The following is a 19314-nucleotide window of genomic DNA, read 5'->3' as shown; positions in this document are numbered from 1 at the left end:
TTACTCACCCTGTGCTTCAATCGCAAACATCAGGTCTGCCGCGACCAACCGCTGATCACCACAATAAACCTCGCCATGACCAACTCCAATGTTGCGCTTTAATTTTGTTAGCTGTACTCGCAGCTCTAACTCAGCTCCCGGTCGCATCGATCCATAAAAATCAGCCTGTTTAATCCCACCGAAGAAGACATTGGCTCCAGCGTGTTCTGGCATCGACAAAATGGCTACTACTCCCGTCTGCGCTAATGATTCAAGAATCAGGGGACGAGGTAGTTCCAAACGGTTACCATTAGCAAAGTACCACTCATTCACCGTTATATTTTTTCGAGCAATTGCTGATTCGCCTGGTACTACAGAAATAATCTGATCGATCATTTCGAACGGATAGCGTTGGGGAATCAACTGGTTCACCTCAAATTTCATCCTTAGTCCTCCTTGATCTCAAACAATGGCTGCTGATACTCCACCATTTCACCATCCTGGACCAATCGTTTCACAAGCGTGCCACTAACTGGACTTTTAACTTCATTAATGAGTTTCATGGCCTCGATGGCACAAACCGTATCTCCCTTTTTAACATGTGCGCCGACTTCTCGATAAGGCGGTTTGTCAGGGCTTGGTGCGAAATACACTAACCCAACCATTGGAGCGGGCAACTGAAAGTTGGAAGGTGGCGTTGCTGTCCGACTAGCAGCATCATCAGTCTGCTCAGCGGCAGGAGCTGGTGGATTACCTTGTGGCTGACTGCACTTACTAAAGTAAACATCAATCCCATCGCCATTTAATTTCAATTCTTGTAGACTTGATTTATCAAATTTATCCAAGAGGCGTTCGAGTGCTGCTTCATCCATTAAGCATCTTCCCACTTTCTCATTGCAATAACGGCATTGTGACCACCAAAACCAAAGGAATTACTGATCGCTGTCTTGAGTGGCCCGCGATTATTTTCTTCATTAACTAATTGAATATGAATTTCTGGATCCTGGTGGTGCAAACCAACGTTTACCGGCATCTGTCCGTGCTGGAGTGCTCCTACCAATGCAACTCCTTCCAGACCACCAGCAGCTCCTAATGAATGACCAACCATCCCTTTAATCGAACTAGTTTTAAGATGATCGTTATCAGCAAACAATTTTTCAATTGCTCCTGCCTCAGAGACATCATTGGCATGTGTAGCGGTTCCGTGTGCATTGACATAATCAAGCTCAGTCAAATCAATGTGCCCCTCAGCTAATGCTTGGCGCATCGCACTAATTGCCCCACGCCCATCTGGTTCTGGAGCAGTTAGGTGGTAAGCATCACTAGTCGTACCATATCCAACTAGTTCCGCTAAAATTTTAGCACCCCGGGCTTTGGCATGTTCATAGTCTTCTAATACTAAGGTTCCGGCGCCTTCCCCCATCACAAATCCGTTTCGATCCTCATCAAACGGCAACGAAGCCTGCTCGGGATCCGTCTGAGTTGACAACGCTGTCAACGCCGCAAATCCAGCAATTCCCATCGTAGTAACTGCAGCTTCCGTTCCACCAGTAATCATAACTTTGGCACGACCGGCCTTAATATAATCAAAGGCATCACCAATGGCATTGGTTCCAGAAGCACAGGCATTAACAATTGTCTGTGACGTATTTCGAGCATCAAAGTACATAGAAATATTTCCAGCAGCCATGTTAGAAATTGATTTTGGAACAAAGAGCGGGGAAACTCGTTTGGGTCCCTTTAAATAAGCCTTCTTAGTCTGTTCCTCAATCGTCTGAATGCCACCAATTCCAGTACCGTAAATTACTCCTAGATCCTCTGGTTGATAGTTTTCATTAGCATGTAAACCTGCTTGTTCCATCGCTTCAACCGCTGAATAGAGTCCGTACTGTGCATAAGCATCTAGGCGCTTATAATCTCTTTTGGAAAGTCGTTTCCCCGGATCAAAGTCCTTGACCTCGCAAGCTAAAGTGATGCCGGTTGAGGCAGCATCAAACTTGGTGATGGGAGCCACCCCGGATTTAGACGCTAAGATGTTATCAATAAAATCAGCTGCTGTATTACCCACAGGAGAAACTGCTCCGATTCCTGTTACTACCACTCGATTACTCAATACTTCCTCCTTAATAATCCTTACATCGTCAATCCGCCGTCAACAGTAATTACTTGCCCGGTCACATAAGGATTGTCGAGTAAAAATGCCACTGTCATTGAAATTTCAGTCGGGTCACCGAATCTTTGTAGTGGGATTCGACTTTCCCATTGTTGTTTGATTTTATCACTTAATTTATCAGTCATGGCAGTTTTTACCATTCCAGGAGCAACTGCATTGCAGCGAACCCCGCGCAAAGCTCCCTCTTGTGCGGTAGTCTTCGTTAGGCCAACAATCCCAGCTTTACTAGCAGCGTAATTCGCTTGTCCTAAATTCCCGTGTAAACCAGCAATACTGGACATGTTGACGATAGCCCCTTGGCGTTGCTTCTGCATCAACTTTAAAGCTACCTTTGTCATATTAAAAGTTCCCAGCAAGTTCGTTTCCAAAACACTCTTAAAACTGGCTTCACTCATTCGTGTTAACAACTTATCCTGCGTTTGTCCCGCGTTGTTAACTAGCCCATCTAGGCGACCAAATTGCTCAACAATCTGAGCCATCATCTGCTGTGCGTCCGCCTCAACAGCAACATCACCGGACACTACTAGCACAGGAACTTCAAATTGACGCATTAAGGTAGCTTGTTCTGTTTCACTCAGCTGCCGGTGCGAGTTAACTACGACTTGATTTTGCGGATTGGCTGCCAAAAACTGAGCGGTCGCCAGCCCGATCCCCTTAGTGGCTCCCGTTATTAAAATTACGCGTTTTTCTGCCATGTTTTATTCACTCCTGACTTGTAAAGCAGCTTGAACCTGCTGCAAGGTTTCCACCGTATCCACGTGATAAGTCACTAGGTTCGGCACCGTTTGCTTAGCAAACTTGCTGAGGGTGGTTCCCGGTCCAAGCTCTACCACTGTATCCACGTGATAATTTTGTACTAATTGCAGCAAGTTTTGCTGGAAATGAGTTGGCTTAACTAGTTGGTTAGCCAGCGTCGTTGGCAACTGTTCCACCGTAAAGGGCCGGTTCGTTGTATTGCTAATCACTGGAAAAGCCGGCGCTGCGAACCGTTCCGCTTGGAGGCGTTTAAAAAGTGCTTTGCTGGCTGATTCCATCAGTGGCGTATGGGAGGCCACGGCAACTGCTAAGGGAACCACTCGTTTGGCTCCAGCAGCAAGTAACTGGGGTTGAATGGCCGTGACAGCTTCACTTGTCCCACCAATTACCGTTTGTCGTGCCGTATTATAATTTGCGGGGTAAACCCCCGCATAATCCTCACATAATTCTGTAACTCGCTGAGGGTTCAGTTTTAACACCGCTGCCAGCTTCCCCGGATGCTGTTTGCCTGCAGTTGCCATATATTGCGAACGATCTCGTACCAACCGTAACGCTGCCGCAAAATCTAATGCTCCACTGGCAACTAGCGCACTGTACTCCCCCAAACTCAAACCGACTGCTGCTACTGGAGCAGGGAGTTGGGTAGTTAACTGCCGATAAATTGCATAGCTCATTGCTAAAATTACCACTTGAACTTGTGCTGGATCATCCCAGACCGTGGGCTCGGTTAAATCAACCTGCAAAGCGGTCGCTGCTTCGTCAATTGTTGCTCGATAAGTAGCATTAGTCCGATATAAGTCCATTCCCATCTGGGCAAATTGACTGCCTTGCCCACTAAATAAATAAGCTAGTTTCATTTGTAAGTTCTCCGACGTTAGTCTTTGGAATTGATTTTTTGTTGTACAAAATCTACCAATTGTTGCACCGTTTCAATCCCCTCGTCACTATCAATTTCAATATCATACTCATCCTCTAACGCATCCACAATTTCAAAGATGTCCAAACTGTCTAAATTCAGACCATCCTTTAAACTAGTGGTTAATTGAATGTCATCAACATTGAGATCGTCAGTTTGATTAGCGACAATTTCTTGAATCTTAGTTAAAATTTCTGCTTGCTGGTCTGCCATGGTAAAAATCTCCTTTGAAAAGTTAATATCATCTTAGTATCGTAAAATAATCGTTCCGACGGTTAATCCCCCACCAAAACCACTCAGTACCAAAAGGTCTCCTCGCTTAAGGCACTGCTGTTCGACTAAATCATTGAGTACCAATGGTTCACTGGCAGCAGCGGTATTTCCATATTCAGCGATATTTTGGGGGAACCGCTCGGATGGAACATCTAATTGCTTAGCAATGCGATCAATGATTCGCGCATTGGCCTGATGCAGAACAAAATATTTAATCTGGTCGGTGGTTAAGTTAGCCTTGATCAGCGCCCGCCGAATTGAAGCTGGAACTTGTTGTTTTGCAAAATTGTAAACCCGGTGCCCATCCATCTGAAATGCGGGCTGTGCCGGAACCTTTTCGGCGCTAAATGGGGAACAAACCCCAAACTGCCCCGCAGTAATAGCTTGACTGTCTTCTCCAAACGTCTGTAGATCAGTTGCGAGCATCCGCGATTCGGAAGCATCATTAGCAACCAACATCCCACTTGCACCATCACCAAAGAGCACCGCCGTACTACGATCATGCCAGTCCAACAGTTTAGACAATTGTTCGCTGCCAATGATTAGCCCCATCCCATGAGGGGTCTGTTGCAGCAATCGGTGCAAAGTTACGGTTCCATATACAAATCCAGCACAAGCCGCATTAATATCAAATGCCACCGCCCGCTTCGCTCCCAGCCGCCCCTGTACCTGAGCGGCAGTGGCAGGAGTTTGATAATCAGGAGACATAGTAGCTACAATAATAAAGTCCAAATCAGTTGCAGCAACCCCAGCCTTAGCTAACAGTCGATTAGCAACTGCCGTACACAAGTTGGTATTTTGCAATCCACTTGCGACGTGGCGACGACGAATCCCTGTTCGTCGCCTGATCCAATCATCAGAAGTGTCAAGAATTTCAGCCAAATCGTCATTGGTAACTACTTTTTCAGGAACTTGTTTGGCAACTGCTTTAATTTTAAAACTGTCCATAATTATTTATTCTCGTTCTTTTTCGTCCACAATAAAGGTTAACTTGGTTTCGCAGGCTTTTTCATCGCCAACCCATGCTTCACAAGCCACTAGACCAGCGTGGTCTCGTACTTTTTCCATTTTAATCTTAAAGGTTATAACATCGCCTGGTTCAACCATCCGACGAAATTTTGCGTTTTTTATGCTCCCTAGATAAGCCGTCTTATGTTCAAAGGCTGGCGAACTCAAGATTAGAATCGAAGCAACTTGTGCCATTGATTCAATGATTAAAACCCCTGGCATCACTGGATTTCCAGGAAAATGTCCCTGAAAATACTGTTCATTAATCGTAACATTTTTAGTAGCCACGATTGATTCATCAGGAACCATCTCATCAACCCGATCAATAAATAGAATCGGATACCGATTTGGAATTAAATCCATAATTTCCCTTGCATTCATTACAGCCATTAGACTACTCCTTTGTGGTTAGTTAACTTCGAGAACTGCTTTCCATTCTCAAGAAAACCACTACCAATTTCAATCTCAGGTACTATTTTATAACCGCATAATCATTGAAAAGCTTGTTCTAGTAGTGATTCAAACCTCTTTGAGTAGCGGTTACAAATTAAATGATGAGTAACCTAGCCGCCCTCTCATATAAAAAGAAGTAACAAAAAAGTTACTTCTTTTACCTAAGATTACTATTTTAATTTCACAATTGGGCAAGCAAGTAGCTTTGGGGAAAATAATTCACCGTGCGCCTGTCTCTTTAACTGTAATAATAAACGTAATTGAGCCAGTTGTTGTTCCCGTAACTGCCAGCTTGTAAAAGCAGCATGTTGTTTTTGGGTGAGTGCTTTTAATTTCATAACTCCTCCTCAATAATTAAAGATGGGCAAAAATTAAACCTATCAACATTGTAATATAAAGTCACTAACTAATCACTAGTAGAATTAAAATAAGTGTGCGAACGATTGGGTCTAGGTATGTTAGAATATTAACTGTGATAAATTTTTCGAATGGAAAGGATTAACATTTATATGGATAATCAGTCAGATAGTGCCAACGAAGCTCAAAAAAACCCTAGTTTTACAACTTGGGGTAAAATTATTAATGTCTTTTTGCGAACGTTGATGTCATTTGTTGGAATTGCAATTCTATCAACGGGGGCCGCACTTTTAAAGTCATCCCCTATTTTAGGACTCGATCCCTTCACGGCCGTCAATATTGGGATTGCTGCTAAACTTCATACTAGTTTAGGAGTTTATCAATTAATCGCTAACTTGATTATTTTCGTCTTTGTGGTGCTGTTAAATCGGAAAATGATTGGGATTGGAACCATTATGAATATGGTTTTAGTTGGTTTTGAAATTCAATGGTTCTCTTCGCTATACCACCAACTGTTGCCCGGCAAGGCAACTGCTCTCATCCTAATTGCTAACTTAATCATCGGATTACTTCTCTTTACCGCCGGAAGCTCGCTTTACATGGCACCGTCACTTGGGGTTGCCCCTTACGATGCAATTGCACCAATTGCTTCAAGTCGACTTCACTGTCAATATAAAACGGCTCGGGTTGTCCAAGACATCTGTTTCTTAACAGCAGCCGTGTTAGTTCATGGTCCAGTGGGGTTCGCTTCAATTGTGGTTGCCTTCTTTGCCGGTCCTCTGATTTCATTTTGGAATCGAACCGTTAGTACCCCCGTCTTGGGTTATATCAATGACTTTAGTGGTAATCCAACCGCTAAGAATTTGGCTCAAGGAGTTCGCCAGGTTACTCGCTCCGGTTACAAATCACTTTCAAACGCTTACAATTCCACCCTTGATTTTCAAATGCACCTTGCCGGTTATACTAATAAAGAACTAGCAACGAAGATTCAAGATACCCAATATCAAATGCAAGAATCTCAACGCAAGTACAATAGTTACCGAACAGAATATCGGATGCTGATTGCGGAAATGGTCAAACGTGACAAACGTGGGCAATTACCAAATTCCAACAATGATTCAGACACAAATGAATCCCCAAAATCTTAAATAATTAAAAGCTGCTGATCCTAAATGGATCAACAGCTTTTTAATTATGATTGTGAATTAGTCATTTTCATTGGATCAACCCAACGGTCAAATTCAGCTGAATTAACCAAACCAGACGCTAAAACTACGGTTCGTAAATCCTGATCTTCATCCAGGGCTTGTTGCGCTAGACGTGCCGCTTGATGGTACCCAATATGTGGTGCTAATGCAGTTACCGTCATCAAAGACCGATCAACTAACTGAGTCATCCGTTCCTGATTAACCGTAATTCCAGCCACTAACTTTGTGGTGAAATTTGGTAGTAATTCGGAAATTAAATTAACCGACTCTAAAAAGGTAGCAATTAGTACCGGTTTATATACATTTAGCTCAAAATTGCCTTGACTATTGGCCACGGTCATCGTCGTCTGATTTCCCATTACCCGCGTAGCTGCCATGGTCATGGCCTCTGCCTGTGTTGGATTAACCTTTCCTGGCATAATTGAAGAACCTGGTTCATTAGCAGGAATCCGCAACTCACCGTATCCCGCCCGTGGACCGCTTGCTAAAAATCGGATGTCATTTGCAATTTTCATCAAATCACTTGCTAAGGCACTAACTGCCCCGTGTAACGTTACAAGGGCGGTATGACTGGTTAATCCACCAAATTGATTCATGGTTTGTAGTGGTAGCCCGGTCTGTTTTTGCAACTCTAACACGATCTCGGCGGTGAAAGCCGGTGGCGTATTCAAGCCCGTCCCAACTGCCGTTCCCCCAATTGGAACCTGTTGTAGAGCCGGCATAGTTTGACGCAGAGCCTCTAGATCCTGCTCTACGATCGTCCGCCACCCCGAAACTTCTTGGCCAAAGGTCATTGGCGTAGCATCCTGCAAATGGGTACGCCCGATTTTAACCGTTTGCCGATACTTATTTTCAAGCCTTTGAAAGGTCTTAATCAGTTCGGTTAACCGTTCCAGCAGCGGGGGCAGTGCTTGTAGTGCTGCAATATTCATCGCCGTAGGAAACGTATCATTAGAGCTTTGTGATTGATTAACATCATCATTGGGCTGTAATGCCACGGGGTGGGATTGGTGGTTTGAAAGATAACAAATCACCTCGTTCACGTTCATATTAGTCTGTGTTCCTGAACCCGTTTGATAGACTCGGAGGGGAAAGTGTTGCCGCAAGTCAGCATCTGACAGCTCCAGTAATTGTGAAACTGCCACCACAATCGCTGTTTTTTTTGCAAGTGGCAATTTTTTCTGCCGCGCATTCACAATTGCAGCACACTGTTTGATGGTTAGCAATGCCCGGATCACTGCTAATGGCATCGTTGGACCGGCAACAAAGTTTTGGCGACTCCGTTCGGTTTGTGGTCCCCACCAGGCGGTCTGTGGAATCCGCACTTTTCCTAATGTGTCAGTTTCTTCTCGATATTTTGACATTTTACTGGTGCCTTTCTATTCTGCCGTTTTAATCTTTAGTTGATAAGTTTAGCTTAGTGACAGCCGGCTGCGTTTGGACTACCTGCCGTCCGTTATGAAACGACCCTAATAAGGGAGCTCGCTGATTCAGGACAGTGTAAAAATCAGGTGCCGCAAAAATCAGAAAACTAGCTGGTTTGCCAACCTCAATCCCATAATGATCTTCGATCTGTAATGTTTTAGCGGCATTGCTCGTAATCAATCGATACGCTTGTTGTAACTGGCGATGACCCATCAATCCGCTAGCTAACACCCCGACATATAAGCTGTCAAGGAGATTTCCGTTTCCCATCGGGTACCATGGGTCTTGAAGATCATCTTCTCCAAACGAAACGTTAACCTGCTGCTGTAATAATTCTTTTACCCGAGTCAATCCGCGACGTTTAGGATAGGTATCAAACCGCCCACCTAAATGCATATTCACTAGGGGGTTCGCAACGAAATTAATCCGAGAAAGGCGCAATAAACGCATTAACTTATAGGCGTAGGCATCGTTAACTGCTGCCAACGAAACCGTATGACTAGCAGTTACCCGCTGTTGAAGTCCCGTTTCATAAGCAAGCGTTGCTAAAATTTCCAGATTTCGCGACTGTGGATCATCAATCTCATCACAGTGAACATCAACTAATCGGTTATTTTTTTCGGCTAAATCAACTAAAAACTCTAACGATTTTCTGCCGTAAACTTGGTTAAACTCATAATGCGGAATTCCGCCGACCGCATCAACACCTAGCTCCACTGCCGTTTTCATTAGTGCTTTCCCATTTGGATACGACAAAATTCCTTCTTGCGGAAAGGCTACTAATTGCAATTCCATAAAATCGGCTACTTCATCTCGAACCTCTAACAACGCCTGTAAGGCCGTCAGTTGAGGATCAGTAGTGTCAACATGACTTCTTACAAATTGAATTCCATGTTCGGCTTGTAGTTTTAAAGCGGCCAATGCTCGTTGTTTAACATCCTGCTTAGTAAGAGTTTGTTTTCGTTTTGACCAGATCCGAATCCCATCAAATAAAGTTCCAGATTCATTAAACTCTGGCTCACCGGCAGTTAGTGCCGTGTCTAAGTGGACGTGCGAATCAACAAACGGCGGTAACATTAGTTTTTGCCGTCCATCAATGATTTTAGTCGCTGTGGGGGCTTCTAAATGGGGTGCCAGCGCCGTAATTTTACCATCCTTGATTAGCACATCTTGGGGCGCTTCTCGGTCTTCAATCTGAATTTGTCTAATCAACAACATTCTCAATTTCTCCTTTTAATAAAAGATCCGCATTTACATAATAAATGCGGACCATCTAGCTATGCTAATCCGACCCGCCGAAAGATTTCATCGACGTGGCGCAAATGATAATGGTAATCAAAAGCATCATCAATTTCAGCCGGACTTAACAATGCTTTAATGCGTTCATTGTCACTAACCAAAGTTTTAAATTGGCGATGTTGCTCCCAAGCTTGGGTGGTCAAGGGCTGAATTAAATCATAAGCTGCTTCACGACTCATGCCTTTATCAATCAGTTTCAATAAAACTCGCTGACTATAAATCAACCCGTAGGTTACCTTCAAATTAGCCCGCATTTGCTCTGGAAAAACGTCCAGTTCAGTTAGAATCCGATTAAACCGATGTAACATATAATCAACCAGCGTCGTACTCTCTGGTAGTATAATCCGCTCTGCTGAAGAATGCGAAATGTCGCGTTCATGCCACAAAGTAACGTTTTCATACGCAGGTACGATCAAACCGCGCACCGTCCGCGCCAATCCACAAATATTCTCTGAACCAATCGGATTGCGTTTGTGGGGCATCGCTGACGATCCCTTTTGTCCAGGATTGAAGTGTTCCTCAACTTCATGAATTTCTGAGCGCTGTAAACTACGAATTTCAGTGGCAAAATTCTCTAGGCTAGTCGCAATTAGCGCCAACGCAGCTAAGTATTCCGCATGTAAATCTCGGGGAAGCACCTGACTAGTAATTTCTTGAGCTCGCAAGTCTAGTTTGTCACAAACATAGCGTTCCACGCTCGGATCGATATTTGCAAACGTCCCAACTGCTCCAGAAATTTTGCCAGCTTCAACCCCACGAGCGGCATGTTGGAACCGCTCAATATCACGTTTAAGTTCAGAATACCACCGTGCTAATTTCAACCCAAACGTCGTGGGTTCGGCTTGCACTCCATGCGTTCTCCCCATCATTACGGTATCTTTATAGCGACCTGCTTGGCGTTTAATGGTCGACAACAGCTGGTCTAAATCGTCTTGGAGCACCACGTTGGCCTGCTGAAGTCGCAAGCCTTGAGCCGTGTCTACTACATCTGTACTAGTAACCCCATAATGTATCCAACGTTTTTCCGGACCCAAACTTTCGGACACATCCCGAGTAAATGCAACCACATCATGATGAGTCACCGCCTCGATTCGATCGATTTCCTTAGTATCAAAGCGAGCCTTCTCCTGAATCGCTGCTAGATCAGCATCCGGGATGACACCTAATCGATTCCAAGCTTCATCAATCGCAATTTCAACCGTTAACCACGTTTGGTATTGATTTTGTTTACTCCAAATCTGAGCCATTGGAGCGCGCGTATATCGTTCAAGCATTATTTTTTCCTCCATCATTAACTACGCTTAGTTTACATATTGTTCGGTTTTCTTGTCAATCAATCTCATTGATAAACTGGGGTAGTTTACTATCGGAAAAAACACGAACTTTTTAATAATGTAATTTTTTTAAGTTCTTGATTTAGTAATTTAAGCTTGTTAAAATGGCTACTGGTAGAATAATTAATGAGGTGTTTATATGTCAGTAACAGTAGTAGTTGGAAGTCAATGGGGCGACGAAGGCAAAGGAAAAATTGTCGACTACCTCAGTCAAACAGCCGATGTCATTGCCAGATATCAAGGTGGTGACAATGCTGGTCACACGATTGTTTTTAACAACCATAAGTTTAGCTTGCAGTTGTTGCCGTCGGGGATTTTTTATTCTGATAAACTGGCTGTCATTGGCAACGGTGTGGTTTTAAATCCCGTCGCCCTTTTTTCAGAACTTAACTACCTACATGAAAATGGTGTCACGACAGATAACCTGCGGATTTCAAGTCGAGCCGAAGTCATCATGCCCTACCATCTGGTCCTCGATCAATTAAGTGAACAAAACCGCGCCCACAAGATTGGCACTACTAAAAAAGGTATCGGACCGGCCTATATGGATAAAATCGCACGAACCGGGATTCGAGTAGCTGACCTGATTGATCCGGAAAGTTTCAAACCGTTACTTAAGGAAAATCTAAACCAAAAAAATCAATTATTAACCAAACTCTACGGGGTTGACCCTCTTGATTTTGACTCAATTTATGAAAAATACCAGCTGTTAGGAGAACGGCTCCGTCCGTTTGTTACTGACACAGCCGAATTATTGCATCATTATCTGGACAAAAACATCCTATTTGAAGGTGCGCAAGGCATCATGTTAGACATTGACCAAGGGACATACCCCTATGTCACCTCGTCTAATCCAGTCGCCGGCGGAGCAGCTGTCGGTGGTGGAATTGGTCCTACTGAGATCAAGAAAGTCGTCGGAGTCTGCAAGGCCTACACTTCTCGAGTTGGGGAAGGTCCATTTCCAACTGAATTAGTCAACGAAATTGGGGATCTGATTCGAGATACTGCCCACGAATATGGAACGGTTACCCACCGTCCTCGACGAATCGGTTGGTTGGATACCGTTGCCCTCCGGCATGCCGCCCGGGTTTCTGGACTAACTAGCCTTGCCGTCAACTGTGTCGACGTTTTAGATCAGTTGCCAACCATCAAAATCTGTACGGGCTACCGTTTAAATGGGGAGCTAATTGATTATTATCCAGCTAGTTTAAACGAACTGGATCGCTGTGAGCCTGTTTATCAAACCTTGCCTGGTTGGCTGTCAGATACAACTGCCTGCACTACGTTTGCAGAACTGCCTAAAAACGCCCAAAATTATCTTAAAACCATCGAAAATTTGGTTGAAGTTCCAATTGAATGGTACTCGGTTGGTCCCGATCGAACACAAACCCATCGTCGTTAATTAAGCAAAGTCACTTGCAGTCTTCTGTTAGTGGCTTTTTTAGTTACAAAAAATCCTGCTTGCCTCCAAGCAGGATCATTTAATTTCATTGAGTGCTAAGCTGCCAACATATGCCGTATCAATCCCTAAAAAATGGATTGCAAAGCAGTGCTGCTTATAAGTAGCAGCTTCCATGCGCGGAACCGTAACTGCTACTGACCGTGGCCCAGCTGAAAACAAGCCCAGTCCCTGCTGCTTGATCACCGCTTCCTTCACTGTCCAGAGCCGCAACAGTTCAACTGCCTGTCGCGTTGGAGTAAGACTCCGTAAATAACTCAATTCTGCAGCTGTAAACGCACGTTGATATTTTGATAAAGTCATCGACCGCTGTTTCTCAACATCAATCCCAATCTCAACGTCAGCAATGGCCGCCACCACTAGTTGATTGGAATGGGAAATATTAAAATATTCTGGTCGGTGGCTAAAGAATGGTTTTCCAGCTGGACCGATTTCAAATTCCGGGTTAGTCAAAAATTGCTGCTCGGGAAGCCCGAGCAGCTCAGCTAACAATATTTTGCCCACGACCGTTTGTTGGCGCTTGGGTTGCTTAATAATTCCCAGTTGCTGATAATATGACTGATATCGAACATCTGACAACCATCCGCTGCGATATTTAAACAAGCCATCAGCTCCTGTATTACTTACTTTTCGTCAAGTTTATTGGCAACATAAGTTACTAAGTCTTGAACGGTTTCCATTCCTTCATCGCCATCAATTTCAATGTCGTATTTGTCTTCTAACGCATCCACAATTTCAAAAATATCAAGACTGTCAAGTTCCAAGTTATCTTTAAAATTAGCGTCTAACGTAATTTTGTCAGCATCAAGGTCCGTTTGATCAACTACGATATCTTTAATTTCTTGTAAAATCTGGTTTTGGTCTGCTTTTTCAGCCATATTATTCACTCCATTTTTAAAAATAATTAACAATGATAGGTTCATTTTATCACATTATTCTACAGTTACCAAAAATATTCGAGCTATTCGAGCAAAACCAAAAGTACCTCTGACTATCACTTCATTATTTAATCCCCTAAGCGACTTAAAGAATTATTCCTTTTTGCTCCGAAAAAAGAAACCAATTACATACTAAAGTAGCTTCATTACAATCATCATTTTCACATTAAACTAAAACTAGGAGACCAGTCTCCGATTGAATCTCGAAAACTCATCTCCTAGAAAAATATTCTCATGTTTATTTTTAAGTGCCTAATCAATGGCAACTACTTTTTAGCTACTAGTTCTTCCACTGATCAATCGTATCACCGAAGCCATCGGGATTACCATTCCACTGAAAATTACCATACCAAATGGTTCGTTGATCTAGATCTAGACTATTAATCAAGCGCATGTCAGCCGCTTCAATTTCAAAATCATATAAATCTGCATTTTCTTGAATGTACTGTTCGTGCGTTGACTTGGGAATTGTAATTACTCCGCGCTGTAACTCCCATCGTAAAATGAGTTGAGCCGGCGTTTTTTGGTACTTAGTTGCCAACCGTTTAATTTGTGGGTTATGCAATGTTTCACCGTGTCCCAACGGCGACCAAGCTTCCAAAATAATCTGATTTTCATCACAATAATTTTTAATATCCGTTTCTTGCTCCAGCGGATTAAACTCCATTTGGTTCAACACTGGTTTGATCGAAGTATGCTCCAACAAATCACGCAATCGTTCAATATCAAAGTTAGAAACTCCAATCGCCCGAGTTTTTCCATCACGATACAACTGTTCCAATGCTCGCCATGTATCCAAGTATTTTCCAGTTACTGGCCAATGAATGATGACCAAATCTACATAATCTGTTTGCAGTCGTTGTAATTGATCGTCGAAGGCGTCCAAGGTGCTTTGATAACCAGCATCTCCATTAAAAATCTTAGTTGTTAAGAAGACATCTGAACGTTGTAAATGATTAGCTTCCAGTCCTTGTTTCAGACCAGTTCCAACCCCCGCTTCATTACCGTACTGCTTAGCAGTATCAATGGCTCGATAACCATGTTTTAAAGCCCATTGAACAGATTGTGAAGCAGTTTGATTATCACTTTTCCAAACTCCTAGTCCTAACTGGGGCATTTTAACACCGTTATTTAAAGTCACCGTTGAAGTTAAACTCAAATTCATAATATACACCTCCGATTCTAGTATACGGCTCATTGAAACTGATTTCATGCTTTTTGTTTTCGGATTAGAACTCGGAGTGAAACTTGACGCGTCCCCACGTTAATCGCAGTTAGCATGTACTGAAATAACATCATTAGCCAAGAAAACGCTAATAGTGACGCAACAATTTCATAAGCCGTTAACGAAAAATAATGAATCCCGGCAAATAACCAACTACTGATGACTAATAGTACCCCCATCAAATCAGAAAGCCGCAAAAAACTGGCTGAAATTCCCGGCCAAAGCCAGCGGATTCCGATAATTAAAACAATAATGTCTAACGCCATCAACCACGCAAACTGATCATGCCAAAAATGTTGCCAAGGAATATGACGATTATTTGGCAACAAGCCCACCACTAGGGCACTAATCGCCATAACGGTCAATAAAATTCGTAGGCAAATGGTGGGCAACCACGGTCTTTGAAGGGGTTGTAGTGAGACAAACAAGTAGTCAACCAGTGCCAAAAATAAAAAAGCAGCAAGAATAAATGTCAAACTAAACTGCCAACTATCGACCGCTCGATTAGTTCCTAGAAAACTAATATTGTGACGCCACCACTGACGATTTCCATTTGAAACCATTGAAATCAACAGCCCCCCAATGATGGTAATCCCCAACATGCCGACCAGCATATTAGGGGTTAGATTGGCGGCGATCATATTCATAATGGTATTAATGCCCAATTGAAACAGTAAAAAAATCAACGTGGCGGTAAAAATCCCAAATGAAACTCCGTAAAAAACCCGCGTTAAAACCCAAAAAAGTCCTAGCAAGCAAATTAACAAGACAGCAGCACAGGAAATAATCAACGTGGGAAAATTTCGCCAATAAACGTTGTGATAGACGAGGTGCTGTGCTGTCTTCCGTGTTTTTATCAAACAAATTGTAAAAAGCAGCATTCCCATCAACAATCCCAATGTAATTGTCAATGACGCAATTGAGTTCGTACCCGTCAGAGAGATTGTAGTAACCCGTTGCCAGCGGAAATACCCCCAAAAAACCACCCCAGCTAATATGGTCATTAAGACATTCCACCATGTTGAAATTTCCGTATCAGGATTAGATTTCATGGTTTTTCTAAGCATGATTCCATTATGATCGATATTACCTTGGAGTTGATCATTCTGATTCAATTGTAATTTTTTCGCTAATTCCGTGGAAATTTCAATTTTATCCATCGACTTATTCATACACACCCTCAACTTTGATTTATCTTAAGTTTCCCAGTAACTCGGTAGGTCAAGCTTTTCTAAGTCTACCGCAGGAGTGCTTCCACCGTCTATTATTTTCACAATTAGAGCTAACAAAAAAGGTTCCCACTGTTATCAGTGAGAGCCTTTTTATTATTATCGTTAGCTTAGCCGACCAAAGAAAACTTGACCAGGAAAATAAGCCATTAAATCATTGTAAATCACGCCTCGATTTTGGGCATCCAACATCCGCCCATTACCCAGATAAAATCCTGAATGGTAAACTCCGCTTCCATTTTGGAAAAATACCAAATCACCAGTTTGGGCTTGCTGTTGCGAAATTCGTTGTGAAGCAGCCAACTGTCCGGCAGCTGTTCGTGGAACCGTTTTTCCTGCCTGTTGGTAAGCATAATAAATCAAACCAGAACAGTCAAAACCACTTGCTGGGCTGCTACCACCCCACGCATAGGAGTTCCCGGCCTGTGCACTAGCAACTCGTAAAGCCGTTTGGGCAGTATTACTATTATTTGATTGCTGCACTGCATAACTACTATTTAATTGAGCAATCCAGCGATCCTGACCAGCATAATTAGTGTAATGCAACCACGTATAACCGTCAGCTGCTCTAGTCTTATCATAAGAAATCGTATCGCCAACATTTAACTGTCCCGTAATCGACGCACTGGTAGTAGCATCATTGCGAACATTTTGTGGGCTGGACACTGTATAAGAACCACTCTGGTTGTTAGTTGCTTCCGGATTAGCAACTGAGGTCCCACTAGTTCCTCCAATTTTGGCCACCCAGCGATCTTGACCAGCATAGTTAGTGTAATGCAACCACGTATAGCCATCAGCATCCTTGGTTCCCTGATAATTAACCGTGTAACCAGCTTCTAACTGTCCCGTGATTCCAGCATTCAGACTAGCTCCATCACGTACGTTTTGCGCACCAGAAAGCGTGTAGCTTCCTTGATCTTCTGTCCCTGGTTGTGGCTGATTGCCATTGTCAGATGGTGTACTTGGTGTATCTGTAGCCGTTCCAATTTTAGCTACCCAACGATCCTGACCAGCATAGTTGGTGTAATGCAACCACGTATAGCCATCAGCATCCTTAGTTCCCTGGTAATTAACCGTGTAACCAGCTTCTAACTGTCCCGTGATTCCAGCATTCAGACTGGCTCCATCACGTACGTTTTGAGCGCCAGAAAGCGTGTAGCTTCCTTGATCTTCTGTCCCTGGTTGTGACTGATTACCATTGTCAGATGGCGTACTTGGTGTGTCAGTAGCTGTACCCAGTTGAGCTACCCAGCGATCCTGACCAGCATAGTTGGTGTAATGCAACCACGTATAACCATCAGCATCCTTGGTTCCCTGATAATTAACCGTGTAACCAGCTTCTAGCTGCCCCGTGATTCCAGCATTCAGACTAGCTCCATCACGTACGTTTTGAGCGCCAGAAAGCGTGTAGCTTCCTTGATCTTCTGTCCCTGGTTGTGGCTGATTACCATTGTCAGATGGTGTACTTGGTGTATCTGTAGCCGTACCCAGTTGAGCTACCCAACGATTTTGACCCGCGTAGTTCGTGTAATGCAACCACGTATAGCCATCGGCATCCTTAGTTCCCTGGTAATTAACCGTGTAACCAGCTTCTAGCTGTCCTGTGATCCCGGCATTTAGACTAGCTCCATCACGTACGTTTTGCGCACCAGGAAGTGTATAGCTACCGCTAACATCATTAGTAACTGTACTGTCACCCTGATTATTATTAGTGGCTCCGCCAGTTGGCGTGCCCAGATTTTGATCAAACCTAGTTAAATTATTAGCATTAATAACACTCATTAGCGTGCTAGCATATGTTGGTGAGGTTGCATATCCATCCCGTTGCAACATCTGGGTAACTTGGTAAGCATCCCGAACCCCAAGCAAATTAGCATACCGCGAGTTCACATATAAGAAATTTCCATGATCCATAATACTTTCAGCAAAGCTTGGATAGGCACGGAATTTGTCATAAATCGTAATATAACGGCCATTCACAAATTCTTGTGTTTTTTGAATTGTATACTGCCCGTTGTATTCACCCTTAATTCCAAAGAGGTTGTTTCCAGGTGCAGAACCACCCCAACCACTTTCAACAATTGCTTGGGCAATCGACACACTTGGTAGTACACCATATCGGTTCCAAGTTTCAATTGCCCCAGCGGCCAATGAATCAATGAACGCAGAATGATTATTTGTAGCACTAACCAACTGAGCTACCCAGCGATCCTGACCAGCATAATTGGTGTAGTGCAACCACGTATAACCATCAGCACTTTGTTGTCCATCGTAATTAATCGTGTCACCAGCATTTAACTGTCCGGTCACGTTATAGCCCAGTCCAGCTCCATCACGCACATTTTGCGTTCCACTAACCGTGTACGTACCGCTAACAGAATTTGTGTCAGCTGCTGCTAGACTAATCACTGGAGTTGCCGTCTGCTGAGTAACTGGTTCCGTTTGCTGGTGATCCGTTGACTTTACGTCAGCTTGATTGGAAGTAACCGGGTGTTCATCCGTCGTAACTGTAGACTGATCATTCGTTTTTACCTGTTGGTCAGTGGTGTTAGGATCTGTCGAATTGGTATTGGTTTCAGTTTTGGTTGGTTCTACCACTGATGTTTGTTTTTCCTCGTTTGGTGCGACCGTGTTTGTGGCTGCATCAGAAGTTGTTGGCTGATCCGCCAACTGATTAGTTTCAGCAGTTGCAGTGCCATCTGTGCCCACTGACTGATCGGTAAGATCTTGTTCTTTAGTAGCGCTAGGCTGTGACGGCTCCGTTGCAACGTTCGGTTGCTGGTCCTTTTTCGAATCCGTCGTCGCAGCTGGTTCATCTGAAGGCTGCTTATTGGTTTGCTCGGTAACTGACTTTGTCTGGTCAGTCGGAGCGACGGCTTCCTGCTCAGTGGTAGAATCAGTTTGATTCGAACCGTTGTCCGTTGGAGTTTCCGTCGTTCCTGCTTCCTGGTGGTTAGCTGGGGCTGAAACCGCTGCATCCTTAACTGGTGTTTGTGTTTCAGCGTGCGTGGGATGACTAACTGCGAATAAAGAAGTAGATGCGAAGGTCACTCCCATTGCAATTTTTAGCCAACCATGCTTTGACTTGGCTAACTTTGCTCTGGTTTTATGTTCACCAGTGGCAAATACCATTTTATTGTGTGCTTTTGTATACTTATCCATATGTGTCCCCTTTAAACAATAAATCTATCTATTCTAACTACCTTATTGTAGCTTAAAACATTATCACATAAACATTACGAATTTTTTACAAAAAAACAACCGCAATTTTAAAATCGGTTG

At 43.5% G+C, this 19314-nt stretch carries 19 protein-coding genes; 2 read left to right on the top strand and 17 right to left on the bottom strand.

The features are described 5' to 3' along the window. The 9 genes from FC87_RS01605 to FC87_RS06905 form a co-directional block, all read right to left on the bottom strand. Window positions 1-423: a 3-hydroxyacyl-ACP dehydratase FabZ family protein gene (locus FC87_RS01605; RefSeq protein ID WP_056961403.1), complete on the bottom strand. Its 423-nt coding sequence runs from the start codon at window positions 421-423 to the stop codon at window positions 1-3. 2 nt (window positions 424-425) lie between these two features. After that, window positions 426-851, bottom strand: a complete 426-nt coding sequence (locus tag FC87_RS01600) for an acetyl-CoA carboxylase biotin carboxyl carrier protein (RefSeq protein ID WP_009167061.1) — start codon at window positions 849-851, stop codon at window positions 426-428. Continuing rightward, complete coding sequence (gene fabF, locus FC87_RS01595; protein WP_009167062.1) at window positions 851-2092, bottom strand: beta-ketoacyl-ACP synthase II; 1242 nt, start codon at window positions 2090-2092, stop codon at window positions 851-853. The genes FC87_RS01600 and fabF overlap by 1 nt, the downstream gene beginning before the upstream one ends. Window positions 2093-2112: 20 nt before the next feature. Continuing rightward, on the bottom strand, window positions 2113-2847 hold the full coding sequence (locus tag FC87_RS01590; protein ID WP_056961401.1) for an SDR family oxidoreductase: 735 nt from the start codon (window positions 2845-2847) through the stop codon (window positions 2113-2115). A gap of 3 nt (window positions 2848-2850) precedes the next feature. Beyond that, window positions 2851-3765, bottom strand: coding sequence for an ACP S-malonyltransferase (locus FC87_RS01585; RefSeq protein WP_054690305.1), 915 nt, complete (start codon window positions 3763-3765; stop codon window positions 2851-2853). Between the two features lie 17 nt (window positions 3766-3782). Continuing rightward, window positions 3783-4037, bottom strand: a complete 255-nt coding sequence (locus FC87_RS01580; RefSeq protein WP_035421970.1) for an acyl carrier protein — start codon at window positions 4035-4037, stop codon at window positions 3783-3785. Between the two features lie 33 nt (window positions 4038-4070). Then, complete coding sequence (locus FC87_RS01575; protein ID WP_156656515.1) at window positions 4071-5051, bottom strand: beta-ketoacyl-ACP synthase 3; 981 nt, start codon at window positions 5049-5051, stop codon at window positions 4071-4073. Then, window positions 5052-5495, bottom strand: a complete 444-nt coding sequence (fabZ, locus tag FC87_RS01570; protein WP_035421967.1) for a 3-hydroxyacyl-ACP dehydratase FabZ — start codon at window positions 5493-5495, stop codon at window positions 5052-5054. A 233-nt stretch (window positions 5496-5728) separates the two neighbouring features. Then, on the bottom strand, window positions 5729-5896 hold the full coding sequence (locus FC87_RS06905; RefSeq protein ID WP_009167066.1) for a hypothetical protein: 168 nt from the start codon (window positions 5894-5896) through the stop codon (window positions 5729-5731). A 171-nt stretch (window positions 5897-6067) separates the two neighbouring features. Here FC87_RS06905 and FC87_RS01565 point away from each other — a divergent pair, with 171 nt between their 5' ends. Continuing rightward, window positions 6068-7063, top strand: a complete 996-nt coding sequence (locus FC87_RS01565) for a YczE/YyaS/YitT family protein (protein WP_009167067.1) — start codon at window positions 6068-6070, stop codon at window positions 7061-7063. A 44-nt stretch (window positions 7064-7107) separates the two neighbouring features. Here the strand turns inward: FC87_RS01565 and FC87_RS01560 are convergent, their stop codons facing one another. The 3 genes from FC87_RS01560 to purB form a co-directional block, all read right to left on the bottom strand. After that, window positions 7108-8487 (bottom strand): class II fumarate hydratase, encoded by a 1380-nt coding sequence (locus FC87_RS01560; RefSeq protein ID WP_056961400.1) that lies wholly within the window; start codon window positions 8485-8487, stop codon window positions 7108-7110. A 28-nt stretch (window positions 8488-8515) separates the two neighbouring features. After that, window positions 8516-9763 (bottom strand): cytosine deaminase, encoded by a 1248-nt coding sequence (codA, locus tag FC87_RS01555; RefSeq protein WP_040473232.1) that lies wholly within the window; start codon window positions 9761-9763, stop codon window positions 8516-8518. Between the two features lie 62 nt (window positions 9764-9825). Then, window positions 9826-11121, bottom strand: a complete 1296-nt coding sequence (gene purB / locus FC87_RS01550; RefSeq protein WP_054690311.1) for an adenylosuccinate lyase — start codon at window positions 11119-11121, stop codon at window positions 9826-9828. A gap of 199 nt (window positions 11122-11320) precedes the next feature. Between purB and FC87_RS01545 the strand changes: the two genes are divergently transcribed. Continuing rightward, window positions 11321-12583: an adenylosuccinate synthase gene (locus tag FC87_RS01545; RefSeq protein WP_056961398.1), complete on the top strand. Its 1263-nt coding sequence runs from the start codon at window positions 11321-11323 to the stop codon at window positions 12581-12583. Window positions 12584-12658: 75 nt separating this feature from the next. Here the strand turns inward: FC87_RS01545 and FC87_RS01540 are convergent, their stop codons facing one another. The 5 genes from FC87_RS01540 to FC87_RS01520 form a co-directional block, all read right to left on the bottom strand. After that, a complete protein-coding gene (locus tag FC87_RS01540; protein ID WP_054690315.1) occupies window positions 12659-13243 on the bottom strand; it encodes a 4'-phosphopantetheinyl transferase family protein in 585 nt (194 codons plus the stop codon). A 20-nt stretch (window positions 13244-13263) separates the two neighbouring features. Continuing rightward, window positions 13264-13518 (bottom strand): acyl carrier protein, encoded by a 255-nt coding sequence (locus FC87_RS01535; protein WP_009167073.1) that lies wholly within the window; start codon window positions 13516-13518, stop codon window positions 13264-13266. A gap of 340 nt (window positions 13519-13858) precedes the next feature. Beyond that, window positions 13859-14743, bottom strand: a complete 885-nt coding sequence (locus FC87_RS01530) for an aldo/keto reductase (protein ID WP_035421959.1) — start codon at window positions 14741-14743, stop codon at window positions 13859-13861. A gap of 44 nt (window positions 14744-14787) precedes the next feature. Further along, a complete protein-coding gene (locus FC87_RS01525) occupies window positions 14788-15975 on the bottom strand; it encodes a DUF998 domain-containing protein (protein WP_035421957.1) in 1188 nt (395 codons plus the stop codon). 162 nt (window positions 15976-16137) lie between these two features. Next, complete coding sequence (locus FC87_RS01520; RefSeq protein WP_054690329.1) at window positions 16138-19194, bottom strand: SH3 domain-containing protein; 3057 nt, start codon at window positions 19192-19194, stop codon at window positions 16138-16140. Window positions 19195-19314: the final 120 nt, after the last annotated feature.

This window comes from Fructilactobacillus florum DSM 22689 = JCM 16035 (assembly GCF_001436645.1).
Classification (GTDB): Bacteria; Bacillota; Bacilli; order Lactobacillales; family Lactobacillaceae; genus Fructilactobacillus; species Fructilactobacillus florum.
Note: the sequence above shows the minus strand (reverse complement) of the source record. Positions and strands in the feature narration are given on the sequence as shown.